The sequence below is a fragment of the Burkholderia sp. AU16482 genome (genome assembly GCF_002223285.1).
In the GTDB taxonomy this organism is placed as follows: domain Bacteria; phylum Pseudomonadota; class Gammaproteobacteria; order Burkholderiales; family Burkholderiaceae; genus Burkholderia; species Burkholderia semiarida.
Genome location: NZ_NKEY01000004.1, coordinates 881367 through 897052 on the forward strand (window position 1 = coordinate 881367; position 15686 = coordinate 897052).

The window sequence follows — 15686 nt, forward strand, 5'->3', positions numbered from 1 at the left end:
ACGTGCGCCCGCTACGCGATGATTCTGGTTACTGCGCTGTTGTTCGCGCATGATCGGCCCCGTATATGATTTTTGTCGATCATACCAAGCCTGATTATTGAGACGGTATTTCTTGAGAAGAATGGACGTGCTTTCCGAATCGTCGGCCAGCGCGTGATATACGACGCGCCGACCGAGCATGGGCGAAACGCGCACGGCGGCCCCGCGAGCCGGCGCGCCGGTGCGTCCCGGCGCGTGTTCACGCCCTAGTCGGCCACCTTCTGCCGCATCGTCACGAATTCCTCGGCCGCGGTCGGATGAATGCCGATCGTGTCGTCGAACTGCGCCTTCGTCGCGCCCGCGCGAATCGCGATCGCGATGCCCTGGATGATCTCGCCCGCATCGCGGCCGACCATGTGCGCGCCGACCACGCGCTGGCTGTCGCGCGCGACGACGAGCTTCATCAGCGTGCGCTCGTCACGGCCCGACAGCGTGTGACGCAGCGCCTTGAACGACGTGCGGTAGATATCGACGTCGCCGTGCGCGTGACGCGCATCGGCCTCGGTCAGGCCGACCGTCGCGACCTCCGGCTGGCTGAACACGGCCGACGGCACGTATGCGTGGTCGACCGCCACGCGCGAGCCGCCGAACAGCGTGCGCGCGAGCAAGCCGGCGTCGCGCGTCGCGACCGGCGTGAGCTGCGGCCGCGACGTGACGTCGCCGATCGCGTGGACCGACGGCACCGACGTCGCCGAATACGCATCGACGGCGATCGCGCCGCGCGCATCGAGCAGGATGCCCGCCTGCTCGAGCCCGATCCCGTCGACGTTCGGCACGCGCCCCGTCGCATAGAGCACCTGATCGTACGGCCCGTGCCGCGCGTCGCCGACGCGCACGAACAGCGTGCCGTCGCTCGCGCGCTCGATCGATTCGATCACCGCGCGCGGGTGAATCGTGACGCCCTGCTTCGTCATCTCGTCGGTCAGGAACTGGCGCACGTCGTCGTCGAAGCCGCGGAGGATTTTTTCGCCGCGATAGAACACGTCGACGTGACTGCCGAAACCGTTGAAGATGCCCGCGAACTCGACCGCGATATAGCCGCCGCCGACCACCGCGATGCGCTTGGGGCACGTCGCGAGCGACAGCGCCTCGCGCGACGTGATCGCGTGTTCGATGCCGGGCCGCGGCGGCAGCACCGGACGCGAGCCGGTCGCGATCGCGATGTGGCGCGCACGGATCGTGCGCGCACCGACCGCGACCGTGTGCGCATCGACGAGCGTCGCGCGGCCGGCGTGCATGTCAACGCCGGATTGCCGCAGCAGGCTGATGTAGATGTCGCTCAAGCGGTTGATCTCGCGATCCTTCGCGGCGATCAGCGCGGGCCAGTCGAGCGTGCCGGCGCCGAAAGTCCAGCCGAAGCCCTTCGCGTCGTCGACTTCGTGCGGGTAGTGCGACGCGTAGACGAGCAGCTTCTTCGGGATGCAGCCGCGCAGCACGCAGGTGCCGCCGATCTGCTCTTCTTCCGCTATGCCGACGCGTGCGCCGTATGACGCGGACACGCGCGCGAGCCTCACGCCGCCCGAGCCGGCGCCGATGACGAACAGGTCGTAGTCGAAATCCATCGCATTCCCTCATCGCAGTTCGGATGGGGGCACGATAGCAAGATTCGGGGATTCGTGCGGCGCATGGCGCGCGCCCGATAAAAAACGGCGAGAGACGATGCCTCTCGCCGGTCAAACCGGCTGGCGGTTGTGCCATGCGTCACCGATCGACCGCATGCCCGACCTGCCGGTTGCGCGGCACCGGCCGGCCCGGGCGCGCGAAGGGCGCGCCCGCGGCCGGACCGGCCGCCATGCTCATGCCTGCGACGTGTCGCTGCCGTCCGTCGCCTGCGTATCGTCTGCCTGCCGCGGCTGCTCGTCCTTCTTCTCGAGCATGCCTTCGATCGCCTCGGCGCCCTTGAAGCCGGCGACGGCCGCGGCCGCCTTGGTCAGCAGGCCCGCATCCGGGTCCAGCTTTTCCACGCCTTCGACGGCGGCCACTGCGCCGGCGATTTCACCCACGACGTTCAGGATACCCATCGTCATCCCCTTTCAAGAAAATCGTGAGCGCATCGTCCCACGAAAGAAACCGGCGAACCGCGTTTGTCATCGCCGGATACACAAGTTACGCACCGGGCCGGCCGCGCTCGCGGAGCGCGATCGGAACGACGCACGCGCACGCCGGACGGCATGCCGCGCGCGATGCACGCAGCGTAGCGGAAAGCCCGCGCGCGGACTGTAAAAGTGTGTTCTGGATTGCCGACGGATCGCTTACGGCGCGGGACCGCCGCAATGGAGCGTTCGCCGAATAGTCGAACGCGCGCATGAAGGTCGCGCGACGAAAAAAAAGAGGCTCCGCGGAGCCTCTTCGATGCACGCCGGACGAAGCCGGCGCATGCATTTTCCGACGTTCGTCAGAAGATATTGCGCAGGCCGATCGCGATGCCGGTCTGGTTGCTACGGCCAGGCAGCTCGACGTTCGCCGCGCCGTTCGTCTTGTTGAAGTCGACGGTGCCGTAGATTTCGGTGCGCTTGCTCAGCGCGTACTCGGCGATGCCGACGATCGCGTAGCGGTTGCCGCTCGCGAGCGTGCCGTTCGTGGTCATCGCATTGCGCATGTGGTCGTAGTAGAACGCGCCCGTCAGCGTCAGCGGCGCGCTGACCTGCCAGCTCACGCCCGCGAACGGACCGTCGTCGATGCGGCCCGTGCCCTTCGCGACCGGGATCGACTGCTGCGCGAGCAGGCTGTCGACGAAGCCCGTGTCGTCCTTCGAGCGCAGGTAGCCCGCGTAGATCTTCGCCTTGCTGAACGCGTACACGACGTTCGCGTGGTAGATCGTCTGCTTGCGCGCCGAGTTGTCGCTGTTCTGCTGCGCGCCGGCCGCGATGCTGAGCGGGCCCATCACGTACGACAGCGACACGCCCCATGCATTGCCCTTGCCGAGCGAGCCCGGAATCTGGCCCGAGAAGCCGCCGGCGCCAGTCGATTCGTAGTTGGTGCCGGTCGAGTACATCGCCTTCGCGGTCAGGCCCGCGAACTTGCCCGTGTACTTGATCTGGTTGTCCGCATACAGGCCGCCGCCGAGGGCGACCGGCAGCCACGCGTTTTCGAGGTAGTTGCCGACGGTCAGGGGATCGTAGGTGTCCGCCAGCAGGTCGAACAGCGGCGTCTTCTGGCGGCCGAGGGTCACCGTGCCGTACGGGCTCTGCAGGCCGACGTACGCCGCGCGGTTGAACAGGCGGCCGCTGTCGGCGAATGCGCCGTTCTGCAGGTTCACGCCGCTCTCGAGGTTGAACACGGCCTTCAGGCCGCCGCCGAGGTCTTCCGTGCCGTAGATGCCGAAGCGGCTGTTCGTGATCGCGCCGTTGCTCATCGACAGCAGGCCGTCGTTCTTGGCGTTGGCGTTGGTCAGGTAACGAATGCTGGCGTCGGCGACGCCCCACAGCGTGACCGAGCTTTGTGCTGCTGCGTACTGGCTGGCGAAGGCCAGCGCCGCGCCCCCTGCGATAGCGGCGAGTCGGGTGGTCTGCTTCATGAGCGTTCCTTTTTTAGGTGTCTCCATTCGTGACCGGCCGCGTGCGCAGCCGGGTGGCGATCGCACACGTTCATGGCGCGCGCGATGTGGGCTGAATCATAAGACGAGTGCGAACGCTGAAAGAAATTGAAATACGCGGCAAGCGCGCGATTGTCGTCCGGGAGCAACGTTTCCCGCGCGGGGCCTGGCTCGCGCGGTGGGTGGACGGGAGGTGGCGGTGCGCGGCGGCGCCGGCGGGCGAGTACGGCACTGCGAGGCTCGACGATGGTGCGGTGCGGTCACGCGGATTGCGGCGAAAGAGCCGGCGAAATCGTTGCGCTTGCTGCCGCTTGCTGTCCGCTGCTTGCCGATTGCCGCCCGCCGCCGCCGCCTGCTGCCTGCTGCCTGCTGCCTGTCGCCCGCCGCTTACCGTCAGGCCGTTTGCGTCGCCCCGTCGCTGCCGGTGCCCGCGTCGCCGTCACCGTCCTCGCTACCCGCACTGCCGTTCCCCGCGCGCCGCCACGCCCGCCGCACGATCTCCGCGAACGCACCGACGAGCAGCAGCACCGCGCCCCACAGCGCGATGTCCGGCACGAGCCGCGTCACGAGGCCGCCGACCACCGCGCCGGCCAGGAAACAGAAACTGATCGTCGCGAGCAGCGCCGAGTCGTGCAATGCGCCGGCGTCGTAGCGCGGGATCAGCCCGACGAACAGCTTCTGCGCGGCACGCCGCAGATTGCCGGTCGTCATCACCGACGTGTACGACAGTTCCTCGAGATGCGTGAACGACAGCGTCTGCAACGTCGCGACGAACGAGATGCCCGGAATCAGCCATGCGCTCGACGCACCGACGAGGCCGCTCGCGGCGACGCCGAGAAACGCGATCTCGACGATCAGGCTCACGAACGCCGTCTGGCGCATCCAGCCGCGCCGCGCGGCGAGGCCGAACAGATGCGCGACGAATACCGCGAGCACGAAGCCGCCGAGCGGCGGCACGTGGTGCAGCGCGGCGGCCCATTCGCCGGCCGACAGGTTGATGCCGAGCAGCGCGACGTTGCCGGTCATCGTGTTCGCGAACACGTGGCCGTGGCCGACGTAGGTGTACGCGTCGAGATAGCCGCCGGACAGCGTCAGCAATGCGGCGACAGTGAGATTGCGGCTGGCGCCGTCGAGATCCATCGATCCTCCGTGGTGTGCGCGGCGGGCGGCGCGAATGTCGGTCGTGCCGGCAGGCGCGGCGCGCCGCCGGCACTGCGCGGCCGGGCTTCGCCGCCTGCCGTGCGCCAATATAACGTGCGCCACGGGGCGCCGCGCGTCGCACTAGCCACTGAACCGTCGCGTACAACGGCCGGCGACGTGCGACACGCCAGTCACTGCCCGATGCCCGTGAGCCCGATCAACGCGCCGCCCGCGAGCAGCCACAGCGGATGAATGCGCGTGCGCCACGCCAGCACCGCGCATGCGGCCGTGATGCCCCACTGGATCGCGGTGCGGTTCGACGCGTCGGAAATCAGCACCGCGCTTGCCGCGACGAGTCCGACCGTCACCGGCATCATCCCCTGCTGCACGTAGCGGCGCCACGGCCGGTCGCGAAAGCGCTCCCACGCATGCAGCGCGAGCACGGTGACGATCGACGACGGCCCGAACTTCGCGAGCGACGCGACCAGCAGCCCGGCCCAGCCGGCCACGTGCCAGCCGACCAGCGACACGATCATCATGTTCGGCCCCGGCGCCGCCTGGGCCAGCGCGAACAGCGCGGTGAACTCGTGCGCGCTCATCCAGTGATGCACGTCGACGACCTGCCGCTGCATCTCCGGCAGGATCGTGTTGCCGCCGCCGAACGCGAGCAGCGACAACTGGCTGAAGATCGTCGCGATGGCGATCAGCGTGTCGCTCATGGCCGGCGCTCCTGTTGCCCGTGGGGCGAATCGTGCGAATCGTGCGTGCCCCGCGCGGCAGCCGGCGCCGGCCGCGGCGTGCCGGCCGCGCGGCGGCGCGACGCGAGCCAGATGCTGACGGGCGTCAGCACCAGCATCGTGGTCAGGAGCGGCATGCGCAGCACCGCGATCGCCACGAACGCGAGCCCCGCGATCGCGGCCGCCGCGCGCGGCGCCTGAAGCAGCGGCTTCGCGACCTTCACGGCCATCGCGACGAGCAGGCCGGCCGCCGCGGCCGCGAGCCCGGCGAACAGGTGCTGCACGCGCGGATCGTTCTGCGTCTTCGCGTACAGCACGCCGAGCGCGACGACGACGAGCGTCGGGCCGGCGATCAGCCCGAGAATGCCGGCGAACGCGCCGGCCACGCCGCGAAAGCGCATGCCGACGGCGACCGACAGGTTGATCACGTTGCCGCCCGGCAGGAACTGGCAGAGGCCGAGCAGATCGGTGAATTCGTCGGCGGAGAGCCACTTGCGCTCGTCGACGATCGTGCGCCGCGCGAACGGCAACGCGCCGCCGAACGACATCAGGCCGAGCGACAGGAAACCGGTGAACAGCTCGGTGAGACCGACGCTGCGGGGGGACGCGGCAGGCGGCGGCGAGGCCGGCGGGAAGGCGGATTGCATGGGGCTCCTCATCAAGCGGTGAACCGAGGTTACCGCCGTTCGGGATGCCGTCAAAACGATTTTATCGGCGCGTCCTTGTGATCTAGAATCACAAGCATGGCACGCGATCTCCCACCCTTTTCCGCGCTTCGGGCCTTTGAAGCCGCGGCACGACATGAAAGCTTCAGCGCCGCGGGCGACGAACTGCATGTGACCCACGGTGCCATCAGCCGGCAGATCGCCGGGTTCGAGGCATGGCTCGGCAAGCCGGTGTTCCATCGCCACGGCAAGCGCGTGAAGCTCACCGACGAAGGCCGCCGCTACCTGGACACCGTGCGCGCGGCGTTCGACAGCATCGCGCACGCGACCGAACAGTTGCGCAGCACCGGCGCGGCGCGCGTGCTGCGCATCAATGCGCTGCCGACCTTCGCGATGAAATGGCTGCTGCCGCGCCTGTCGCGGTTCCAGCGCGACGTGCCGAACGTCGAGCTGAAGCTGTCGACGTCGAACGCGCCGCTCGACACGCTGAACGGCTTCGACGTCGCGATCCGCCGCGGCCCCGGCCACTGGCCGAATTGCACGAGCGGCCACTTCCTCGACGAAAGCGTGATCCCGGTGTGCAGCCCCGCGCTGCTCAAGCGCGCGCCGATTACGCGCGCGGACGATCTCGCGCGGCACGTGCTGCTGCATTCGGATACGCGGCCGGAAGGCTGGCGCGACTGGTTCGCGGCGGCCGGCGTGACGATGAAGGGGCGCAAGCGGCAGTCGTTCGACCACTTCTACCTGGCGCTGCAGGCGGCCGTCGACGGGCTCGGCGTCGCGCTCGGCCCGTTGCCGCTGATCGACGACGAGCTCGCCAGCGGGCGCCTCGTGATGCCGCTGCCCGGCCCGCGCATCGCGACGCGCAGCTACTGGTGGATCGCGCCGGGCGCGCCGGCCGACGATCCGCTCGTCGCGCAGTTCTGTGCGTGGCTCGCCGCGCAGTCGAATGTGAACGCATGATGCGCGGTGCCGCCGACACCTGACCGAAACGGCCGCGCGCACGTTGCACGAATGAAACCGATCGGCCTGCGGCGCGTGCGATTCCCCAGCGGAATCGCGGCCGCGTGCGCCGTGAGCCGCCCCCGTCATCCCGCCATCGCCCGCCCGCCGGGCCCGCCGCCGGCCAGCCCGCGCCGCGCCGTGTTGCACGACTGAAACATTTGCGCGCGCACACCGTCGCCGACGGCCCCACGCGGTCCTCCCTGCCCCTGTTTGCGCGGCTCTGCGCGCGTTGGCCCGTTGCTTGCTGATGCAGCGGTGCAGACAACGACACTGCACGGGCCGGCGGCTCGATGCAGGCGACGAACAATCATCAAGCGGGTCGGGGAAATCATGTCGAATCTCATATCGGCCGTCACACGGCTGCTGTCCTGCATCACTGCTCCTGTCACGCATCCGCTGATGCCGGCGGCGCGGCTTCGCACCGTCGCCGTCCGATGCGCGCACACGGCCCACACCGTTACCCGAAGTCACGACGCGCCGATCCGATAGGCGAACCCCGGAAATCCCTCGCCGCGCGCATGCGCGCCGCGCCGAGTCGTGCCGCTCGCCAGGGCGGCGCCGCCCGCGTGCCGACGCGCACGCGAGCGGCAACGGCCACGGCTCGCGCGGTACGCGCTGCAGCAGCGGCCGGCTGCCCGGCCGCGCGCCCGATTCCGCACGACGACACAAAGGAGGTGCCCGCCCAGCAAGCGACCCGATTCCGACACGACCAGAAGACGCATCGCGCGCTGACGATCGAGATCCCGTCCCGAACGGCTCGACGCACCGGCCGCACATTCCAGCTCTCAAGGGAGAACTGCATCATGAAGCACTCCGTACTGACCCACGCGGCGCTTGCCGCATCGCTCGCCTGCACGGCCCTCTCGGCATCGGCCGGACAGACCACCACGACGTTCGGCGTATCCGCCACCGTCAACGCAACGTGCCTGATCGACTCGGCCGGCGCGCTGACTTTCCCCGCCTACACACCGGGAACCGGCGATCAATCGGCGCAGTCCGCGATCACGGTTCGCTGCACGAACGGGACGAACTTCAACATCGGCCTGAATGCGGGCACGACGTCCGGCGCCACGGTCGCCAACCGCATCATGACGAGCGGCTCGAACCAGCTCAACTACTCGCTGTACCAGGATTCGAACCGCACGGTCGTGTGGGGCAACACGCCGCCGAGCGATACCGTCAACGGCACCGGCCAGGGGATGGCGATGGCGCAGGCGATCACCAAGACCGTGTACGGCAAGGTGCCGGACCAGCCCAATGCGGTGCCGGGCAGCTATGCGGACACGGTGACGGTCACCGTCACGTTTTAGTGCCGCGCGGAGGGCGTGCGGCAGCGCAGATGCGCGCCCTCCCGACCGGCAGACGTCGAACATCCAGCAGCGCCCCCCTGGAGGTGGATCCGTGATGAAACCGAACGTGTACAAACTCGCGACCTGGCTCGCGGCCGTGACGCTCGCCGCCGCCTCCGCCGACAGCCGGGCCACCGACTTCACCGTGTCGCCCGTGCGCGTCGAGCTGTCGGCCGCGCAACGCAGCGTCGCGCTGACGGTGCGCAACGAATCGCCCGACCAGCCCGTGATCGTCCAGCTGCGCACCGTTGCGTGGTCGCAGAACGCGGGCGACGACGTCTATGCGTCGACCGGCGACCTGATCGCCGCGCCGCCGATCTTCACGATCGCGCCCGGCAGTGCGCAGGTCGTGCGCGTCGGCCTGCGGCATCCGCCCGCCGCTGACCGCGAAACCAGCTACCGGCTGTATCTGCAGGAGATTCCGCCCGCGCCGAAGCCAGGTTTCACCGGCGTGCAGATCGCGCTGGAAATGAGCCTGCCGATCTTCGTGAAGCCGGCCGTCGACACCGCCCCGCGGCTGCGCTGGAGCGCGGAGCCGCGCCCGGGCGGCTCGGGCACGCTCGCGTTGCGCGTGACCAACGACGGCACCGCGCATGCGCAGGTGGCGAACCTCGCGCTGCTCGCGCCGGGCAGCGATCGCCCCGTCGCCACGCATGCGGAATTCGCGTACGTGCTGCCCGGCCAGTCGCGCGAACTGACGTTCAAGCCCGGTGCCGGAACCGCGCCGGCCGTTGCCTCCGGCATGCACCTGATCGGCTACTCCGATGCGGGCGACATCGATACGACGCTCGCGCCGAACGCGCGCTGACGCGGCGCTGCTGATCGCGATTCTCATGAGCGCGCAGACCCCACACGCACAAGAGCGTCTCGTCGCGGCACCGGCCGCCGCGGCCGCGCAGGCGTCGCATGGCGCGGCGGGCGGCCCGGCCGAGCTGCTGTACCAGGTCGACATCAACCGCCAGGGCCTCGACGAAACCGCGTTGCTGATCAAGGCGGCCGACGGCGCGTTCTACGTGTCGGCCGACGACCTGAAGCGCTGGCGGCTCAGGCGGCCGGACGTCGCGCCGCTGGCCGGCAACGACACGCCGTACTACCCGCTGAACGCGATCGCGGGCCTCACATACACCGTCGACGAGCAGAATCTGACGATGGCGATCAGCGCTCCGGCCCAGGCATTCGTCGGCGCGACCTTCGACGAGACCGAGCGGCACCGCGCGTCGGCCGTCGAGCCGGGCATCGGCGGCTTCTTCAACTACGACCTGCTTGCCGAACAGGCCGCGGGCCAGACGCACGGCTCCGGGCTGTTCGAGCTTGGCTTCTTCAACCGCTTCGGCGTGGGCGTCGGCACGTTTCTCGCGGACGAAGCGGGCCCGACGCGGCGCCTCACGCGCCTCGAAACCACGTGGACGACCGATCGGCCCGGCCATCTCGCGAGCCTGCGCATCGGCGACGCGATCAGCCGCGCGGGCATGTGGGGCCGCGCGGTCCGCTTCGGCGGCATCCAGTACGCGACCAATTTCGCGACGCAGCCGGGGCTCGTCACGATCCCGCTGCAGGGCGTGAGCGGGCAGGCCGTGCTGCCTTCGACGGTCGACGTCTACGTCAACAACGCGCTGACGTCGACGCGCGAGGTCGCCCCCGGCCCGTTCGCGATCAACAACGTGCCGGTGGTGACCGGCCAGGGCGACGTGCGGGTCGTGGTGCGCGACGTGATGGGTCGCGAGCAGGTGATCACGCAATCGTTCTACGCAAGCGCGAATCTGCTGAAGCGGGGGATGCAGGATTTCTCGTACGAGATCGGCAAGGAGCGGCGCGATTTCGGCCTCGCGAGCAACGACTACGGGCGCTGGTTCGCCAGCGCGACGCACCGGATCGGCATGACCGACCGGTTCACCGGCGAGATCCACGCGGAAGCCGAAGCGTCGCGGCAAAACGTCGGCGTCGGCGGCGTGGTGCTGGCCGGGCCGCTCGGCGTCCTCAACGCGGCGGCGGCGGCGAGCCGCAGCGCCGATGGCGCGGGCGCGCTGGCGACGATCGGCGCCGAGAGCCAGGCCGGCCTCGTGGAGATCGGCGCGCACGCGCAATGGGCGACCCCGCATTTCGCGCAGATCGGGCTCGAGCCGGGCAGGCTCGCGCCGAAGCTGCTGACGAGCGTCAACGTCGGCCTCGGGATGGGCCGCTTCGGCTCGCTCGGGCTCGCGCACGTGTTCCTCGACGATCGCGACGGCTACAAGACCCAGTTGCTGTCGCTCAGCTACAGCGCGCAGCTCGGTCGCTTCGGCTTCGCCAACGTCAGCGTCAGCAAGCCGCTGAGCGGCGCTGGCGCGACGATCGTCGGCGTCGCGTGGACGATTCCGGTCGACAACCGCACGAGCGCATCGGTCACGATGACGCACCAGCAGGGCCGCACCGAAATGCTCGCGCAACTGCAGCGCAGCCTGCCGGTCGGCGAAGGTTTCGGCTACGCGCTGCAGGCCGGCAACGATACGCAGGACGCGAGCGCGACGCTGCAGACGCGCACCGGCACCTACAGCGTCGAGGCGGCGGCGTATCGCGGCCGCGCCGGCGTGCGCGCCAACGTCGCGGGCGGCGTCGCGTTCGTCGACGGCACCGCGCGCCTGTCGCGGCAGATCACCGACAGCTTCGCGCTGGTCAAGGTGCCGGGCTTCGCCAACGTCGGCATCCTCGCGGACAACCAGCTCGTCGCGCACACGGACGCGAGCGGCGTCGCGCTGCTGCCGCGGCTGCGCGCGTATGAAAACAACCCGATTTCGATCGAGCAGGCCGACTTGCCGTTCGACGCGACGATCGGCACGCTGAAGCTCGACGCGGTGCCCTACTTCCGCAGCGGCATGGCGCTCGTGTTCCCGATCACGCGCTCGCGCGGCGCGATGCTCACGCTCGATCTCGCGGACGGCGCGCACCTGCCGGCCGGCGCGATCGTCACGATCGACGGGCGGAAGGACGCGTTTCCAGTCGGCCGCGACGGCGTCGTGTACGTCACCGGACTGTCGGAGCAGAACCGCCTGCATGCGGCGTGGCGCGACCGGCAGTGCGACGTGACCGTGCGCTTTCCCGCCGGTGACGATCCGCTGCCGGACCTCGGCACCCATCTTTGCAAGGGAGTCACACCATGAGACATCGCAAGCATGCCGGGCGGCCGGTCCGGCTCCCGCGCGTCCGCGCGACGGCCGCGACCTCCGCGGCGTCCGCCGCGTTCGCGTTGTTCGCCGCCGGCGCCGCGCTGATGGCCGCGCCGGCCGCGCGCGCGGCGACGACGTGCACGATGGCGGCACCGTCGTCGATGGTGTTCGGCACGTACGACACCATCAACGCGGCGACGTCGGCCGTCACCGTTTCGGTGAACTGCACCGGCAGCGGCAACGCGACGCCGACGGTCACGGCGAGCGCGGGCGGCGGCACGTTCGCGAACCGGCTGATGACGCGCACCGGCGACACGCAGACGCTCGGCTACAACCTGTATCTCGACAGCGCGCACACGTCGGTCTGGGGAGACGGCACGAGCGGCACGTCGACGATTTCATGGGGCAAGATCACGGGCGCCGGCGCATTCAGCGCGACCGTGTACGGGCTGATCCGCGGCGGCCAGAACGCCGTGCCGGGCAGCTACGCGGACCACAACATCACGATCCTGTTCAACTACTAGGCGAGCCAACGGCGCGTGCGTCGCGCATGCCGCCATCGACCACCATCACGGACTCGGACAACGGGGGCAGACATGAATCGAACCCAGACAGCGAGCGCCGCCGCAGCGCGGCGCGCCCGCGGACGGACCGGTGCGGCGCCACTCGGGGCGCCACTCGCGCCACGCGGTGCGGGCCGCGCGCGCGGGCTGCTGGCCGCACTGGCCGCGCTCTCGATCGCGCTCGTCGGCGCGGCGCCCGGCCCGAGCGCCGCGAAGCAGGCCAGCCGCCCCGTGCAGGTCGGGGCAACGGTCCAGGCGTATGCGCGGCTGAACGCGAGCAATCCGGCGAAGCTCGTGATCGCGAACAAGGACACGAGCATCGGCTACCTGGCCGTGCCGAACGCGAACAACCCGTCGGGGACGACCCTCGCGGTCCAGACCAACGACCGGGCCGGTTATACGGTGCGCGTACAGGTTGCCGCCGCGAGCCTGTCGCAGTTCAGTTCGATCGAGATCAGCGGCTTCGGCGGCAAGGTGGTGCTGCCGGGAACGGGCGGCACGATCAACGTGCCGTATACGGCGCTGAACACGACGTTCACGCTGACCTATCGGTTCGTGTTCGCGCCGAAGGCGAAGGACGGGACCTTTGCGTGGCCGCTCACGTTTTCGGTGCAGCCGAATCCGTGACGGCCGATGCGCCGGCCTCCCCCGCGCCTCACACCACCGGCCCCGGCTCCTTCTCCTTGCGCAGGATCGCGTACAGGATGATCGCGCCGAACGTCGCGGTGCCGATCCCGCCGAGCCCGAAGCCGCCGATCTTCAGCGAGAAGTCGCCGGCGCCGAGCACCAGCGTGACGGCCGCGACGATCAGGTTGCGGTTGTCGGAGAAGTCGACCTTGTTGACGACCCAGATCCGCGCGCCCGTCACCGCGATCAGCCCGAACACCACGATCGACACGCCGCCGAGCACGGGGCCCGGGATCGTCTGGATCACCGCGCCGAACTTCGGCGAGAAGCCGAGCCCGATCGCGATCAGCGCGGCAACCGCGAACACCAGCGTCGAATAGATCCGCGTGACGGCCATCACGCCGATGTTCTCCGCATAGGTGGTCACGCCCGTGCCGCCGACGCTGCCCGACACGATCGTCGCGAGCCCGTCGCCGATGAACGCGCGGCCGACGTAGCGGTCGAGGTTGGTGCCCGTCATCGCGCTGACGGCCTTGATGTGGCCGAGGTTCTCCGCGACCAGGATCACCGCGATCGGCGCGAGCATCAGCATCGCGTGCGGATCGAACACCGGCGCGCGGAAGCCCGGCACGCCGAACCACGCGGCATGCGCGACGATCGCGAAATCGATCGGCTTGCCGAGGCCCATCCCGTTGGTCGCGATCGCGTAGATCAGGTAGGCGATCGCGAGCCCGACGAGGATCAGCAGGCGCTGCACCGTCCCGCGCGCGAACACCGCGACGCCGCCGACGCACAGCACCGTGACGAGCGCCATCACCGAGTCGAAGGTCGAGCCCGACACGCCCTTGACCGCGATCGGCGCGAGGTTCAGCCCGATCACCGCGACCACCGCGCCGGTCACGACGGGCGGCATCAGCGTCTCGATCCAGCGCGTGCCGATCGCCTGCACGAGCGCGCCGAGCGCCACGTACACGACGCCGCACGCGACGATCCCGCCGAGCGCGACCGGAATGTTCGGGTTCGGGCCGCTGCCGCCGTAGCCCGTCACCGCGATCACGAGGCCGATGAACGCGAAGCTCGAGCCGAGGTAGCTCGGCACGCGCCCGCCGACCAGCACGAAGAACAGCAGCGTGCCGATGCCCGACATGAAGATGCACAGGTTCGGGTCGAAGCCCATCAGCAGCGGCGCGAGCACGGTCGAACCAAACATCGCGACGACGTGCTGCACGCCCATCGCGACCATCTGCGGCCACGCGAGGCGTTCGTCGGGGCCGACCACGCGCGAGGCCGCGCCGGTCGGTTGGACCCGCCAGCGCGGGAAGTAGGAATCGGACATGGGGAAAGCGCTCCTGTCGGTCGTCGGTCGTCGGTCGCCGGCTGCCAGGGATGCGCCGGTCTGGAATCTGGCGCGAGTTTACGGAGCGGAAATGGGGCTGGCAAGCGAACCGGCAGGCGGGGCCGGCAAGCGGAACGGCCAGGTGCCGGAGCGGCAGGTCGCGCCAGAGAACCGGTGCGCGGGCGCGCGGCCCGGTGAAGCGCCCGTCCGCGCCCGACGCGCGGGGCGGCGGCGCGCGCCGGCCGCGAAGTAAGCATGCGCCCACATCGCAGCCGGCGCCGCGTACGTCACGGATTGATGTACTGGAACAGCGACATGTTCTGCAACTGCACGTAGGCCTTCTGCGCGCCGGTCAGCGCGTTCTGCACCTGCAGGTACTGGCTGATCGTCGTCACCATGTTGGTGCTCGTCAGATCCGACAGGTTGCTGCTCGTCTGCAGCGCCGCGGACTGGTTGACGGCCTGCATCGCCTTGACTTCCTGCTCGCGGCCGCCGACCGACGCCTGGATCGTCGTGACGTTGCGCATCGTGTTGCCGAGCTTGGTCGAGCCCGTCATCAGCGCATTCGTCAGCGCGGCGCTCGCCACCGGGTTGCCGGTCACGGGCTTGTTCAGCGCCGAAATCATCGCGTCGAGTGTCGAGAATATGTCGGCGCCGCCGCTCGCCTGCGGCGCCGGGTCGACCGCGAACGTGTCGCCGACGGCCGGCGTGCCCGACACCGCCACCGTCATGCCGTTGCCGAGCGAGATCGCCGAGCCGGCCGAATAGGCCTGCGCCGGCGTGGTGCTCGGCGGGCTGACCGAGTTGTCGGTCACCGTGTAGGTCGGCGCGGCGGGCGTGCCGCCGAACGTGATCGCGAACTGATGGCCGTTCGTCGCGGCCGCCGGGTTCGTCACGGCCACCGTGCCGATCGTGGCGGTGCCCGCATTGGCGGCGCCCGCCGACGGCACGGGCGTGCTGCCGATCGCCGGCACCGACATGAAGACGGCCGCCCCCGTGTCGCTCTGCGACACGGTGCTCGAATCGGCGATCTGCACGTCGCGCGTGCCGGTGTCGCCGACATACGCCACGCTGCCGTTCGGCGCGGCCTTGAACGGCGGCGCGGAATTGTTCGTGCCGGCGAACAGGTAGGTGCCGGCGCCGTCGTTGGTGTTCGCGAGCGTCAGCAACTGGTCGCGGTAGCCCTGCAGCTGCGTCGCCAGCGCCGCCCGGTTGCTGTCGGACAGCGAGCCGTCGCCCGCCCGCACGAGCAGCGTCTGCGCGCTCGTGAGCACGCCGCTCACGTTCTGCAGCGCCTGGTCCTCGGCCTGCAGCGACGCGAGCGCCGTGGTCTGGTTGGTCGCGTACTGCGACAGCGTCGCCGACGTCATCGACAACTGCACGGCCTGCGCCGCACCGACCGGATTGTCCGCCGCCGTCTGCAGGCTCACGCCGCTCGCGATCTGCTGGTACAGCTGCGCAAGCTGGGCCTGCTGGTCGTTCATCTGCGTGACGTTCAGCTGGAAATACTGGGCGCTGGAGATCCGCATCGTTTCTATCCTCTCGAA

The 15686-nt window shown here is 69.7% G+C and carries 14 protein-coding genes; 6 read left to right on the forward strand and 8 right to left on the reverse strand.

What is annotated here, in order from left to right; genetic code table 11:
- Window positions 1-245: 245 nt before the first annotated feature.
- The 6 genes from gor to CFB35_RS15835 all read right to left on the reverse strand — a co-directional run bounded on the left by gor (window position 246) and on the right by CFB35_RS15835 (window position 6098).
- Window positions 246-1601 carry a glutathione-disulfide reductase gene (gene gor, locus CFB35_RS15805; protein ID WP_089465219.1) on the reverse strand — a complete coding sequence of 452 codons (1356 nt, stop codon included), beginning with the start codon at window positions 1599-1601 and terminating at the stop codon, window positions 246-248.
- Between the two features lie 234 nt (window positions 1602-1835).
- The gene (locus CFB35_RS15810) at window positions 1836-2060 is read right to left on the reverse strand and encodes a hypothetical protein (protein ID WP_060966962.1); all 225 of its coding nucleotides are present in this window, start codon (window positions 2058-2060) and stop codon (window positions 1836-1838) included.
- A 374-nt stretch (window positions 2061-2434) separates the two neighbouring features.
- Window positions 2435-3556 carry a porin gene (locus CFB35_RS15815; RefSeq protein WP_059642415.1) on the reverse strand — a complete coding sequence of 374 codons (1122 nt, stop codon included), beginning with the start codon at window positions 3554-3556 and terminating at the stop codon, window positions 2435-2437.
- Between the two features lie 411 nt (window positions 3557-3967).
- Window positions 3968-4714, reverse strand: coding sequence for a YoaK family protein (locus tag CFB35_RS15820; protein ID WP_089465220.1), 747 nt, complete (start codon window positions 4712-4714; stop codon window positions 3968-3970).
- A 191-nt stretch (window positions 4715-4905) separates the two neighbouring features.
- On the reverse strand, window positions 4906-5433 hold the full coding sequence (locus tag CFB35_RS15830; RefSeq protein WP_059583880.1) for a chromate transporter: 528 nt from the start codon (window positions 5431-5433) through the stop codon (window positions 4906-4908).
- A complete protein-coding gene (locus tag CFB35_RS15835) occupies window positions 5430-6098 on the reverse strand; it encodes a chromate transporter (RefSeq protein WP_089465221.1) in 669 nt (222 codons plus the stop codon). Before CFB35_RS15835 ends, CFB35_RS15830 begins: the two co-directional genes overlap by 4 nt.
- Before the next feature lie 96 nt (window positions 6099-6194).
- On the opposite strand from CFB35_RS15835, the gene CFB35_RS15840 reads away from it, so the two are divergent.
- From CFB35_RS15840 to CFB35_RS15865, 6 genes are all read left to right on the forward strand, one after another.
- Window positions 6195-7079: a transcriptional regulator GcvA gene (locus CFB35_RS15840; RefSeq protein ID WP_059583884.1), complete on the forward strand. Its 885-nt coding sequence runs from the start codon at window positions 6195-6197 to the stop codon at window positions 7077-7079.
- 845 nt (window positions 7080-7924) lie between these two features.
- Window positions 7925-8431: a spore coat U domain-containing protein gene (locus CFB35_RS15845; RefSeq protein ID WP_059583886.1), complete on the forward strand. Its 507-nt coding sequence runs from the start codon at window positions 7925-7927 to the stop codon at window positions 8429-8431.
- A gap of 94 nt (window positions 8432-8525) precedes the next feature.
- Window positions 8526-9278, forward strand: a complete 753-nt coding sequence (locus CFB35_RS15850; RefSeq protein ID WP_059583888.1) for a molecular chaperone — start codon at window positions 8526-8528, stop codon at window positions 9276-9278.
- Window positions 9279-9303: 25 nt separating this feature from the next.
- Complete coding sequence (locus CFB35_RS15855; protein ID WP_226233606.1) at window positions 9304-11607, forward strand: fimbria/pilus outer membrane usher protein; 2304 nt, start codon at window positions 9304-9306, stop codon at window positions 11605-11607.
- Complete coding sequence (locus tag CFB35_RS15860) at window positions 11604-12137, forward strand: spore coat U domain-containing protein (RefSeq protein WP_256939977.1); 534 nt, start codon at window positions 11604-11606, stop codon at window positions 12135-12137. The genes CFB35_RS15855 and CFB35_RS15860 overlap by 4 nt, the downstream gene beginning before the upstream one ends.
- Before the next feature lie 72 nt (window positions 12138-12209).
- Complete coding sequence (locus CFB35_RS15865; protein ID WP_089465222.1) at window positions 12210-12803, forward strand: hypothetical protein; 594 nt, start codon at window positions 12210-12212, stop codon at window positions 12801-12803.
- 28 nt (window positions 12804-12831) lie between these two features.
- On the opposite strand, the gene CFB35_RS15870 is transcribed toward CFB35_RS15865, so the two are convergent.
- Window positions 12832-14139, reverse strand: coding sequence for a solute carrier family 23 protein (locus CFB35_RS15870; protein WP_089465223.1), 1308 nt, complete (start codon window positions 14137-14139; stop codon window positions 12832-12834).
- Window positions 14140-14426: 287 nt separating this feature from the next.
- Window positions 14427-15668: a flagellar hook-associated protein FlgL gene (gene flgL / locus CFB35_RS15875; RefSeq protein ID WP_059583893.1), complete on the reverse strand. Its 1242-nt coding sequence runs from the start codon at window positions 15666-15668 to the stop codon at window positions 14427-14429.
- Window positions 15669-15686: the final 18 nt, after the last annotated feature.

Bases quoted from the DNA above. Each gene is read 5' to 3' on its own strand.
- gor (WP_089465219.1), bottom strand. From the start codon at position 1,601: ATGGATTTCGACTACGACCTGTTCGTCATCGGCGCCGGCTCGGGCGGC.
- CFB35_RS15845 (WP_059583886.1), top strand. From the start codon at position 7,925: ATGAAGCACTCCGTACTGACCCACGCGGCGCTTGCCGCATCGCTCGCC.
- CFB35_RS15835 (WP_089465221.1), bottom strand. From the start codon at position 6,098: ATGCAATCCGCCTTCCCGCCGGCCTCGCCGCCGCCTGCCGCGTCCCCC.
- CFB35_RS15870 (WP_089465223.1), bottom strand. From the start codon at position 14,139: ATGTCCGATTCCTACTTCCCGCGCTGGCGGGTCCAACCGACCGGCGCG.
- CFB35_RS15860 (WP_256939977.1), top strand. From the start codon at position 11,604: ATGAGACATCGCAAGCATGCCGGGCGGCCGGTCCGGCTCCCGCGCGTC.
- CFB35_RS15840 (WP_059583884.1), top strand. From the start codon at position 6,195: ATGGCACGCGATCTCCCACCCTTTTCCGCGCTTCGGGCCTTTGAAGCC.
- flgL (WP_059583893.1), bottom strand. From the start codon at position 15,668: ATGCGGATCTCCAGCGCCCAGTATTTCCAGCTGAACGTCACGCAGATG.
- CFB35_RS15820 (WP_089465220.1), bottom strand. From the start codon at position 4,714: ATGGATCTCGACGGCGCCAGCCGCAATCTCACTGTCGCCGCATTGCTG.
- CFB35_RS15830 (WP_059583880.1), bottom strand. From the start codon at position 5,433: ATGAGCGACACGCTGATCGCCATCGCGACGATCTTCAGCCAGTTGTCG.
- CFB35_RS15855 (WP_226233606.1), top strand. From the start codon at position 9,304: ATGAGCGCGCAGACCCCACACGCACAAGAGCGTCTCGTCGCGGCACCG.
- CFB35_RS15815 (WP_059642415.1), bottom strand. From the start codon at position 3,556: ATGAAGCAGACCACCCGACTCGCCGCTATCGCAGGGGGCGCGGCGCTG.
- CFB35_RS15850 (WP_059583888.1), top strand. From the start codon at position 8,526: ATGAAACCGAACGTGTACAAACTCGCGACCTGGCTCGCGGCCGTGACG.
- CFB35_RS15865 (WP_089465222.1), top strand. From the start codon at position 12,210: ATGAATCGAACCCAGACAGCGAGCGCCGCCGCAGCGCGGCGCGCCCGC.
- CFB35_RS15810 (WP_060966962.1), bottom strand. From the start codon at position 2,060: ATGGGTATCCTGAACGTCGTGGGTGAAATCGCCGGCGCAGTGGCCGCC.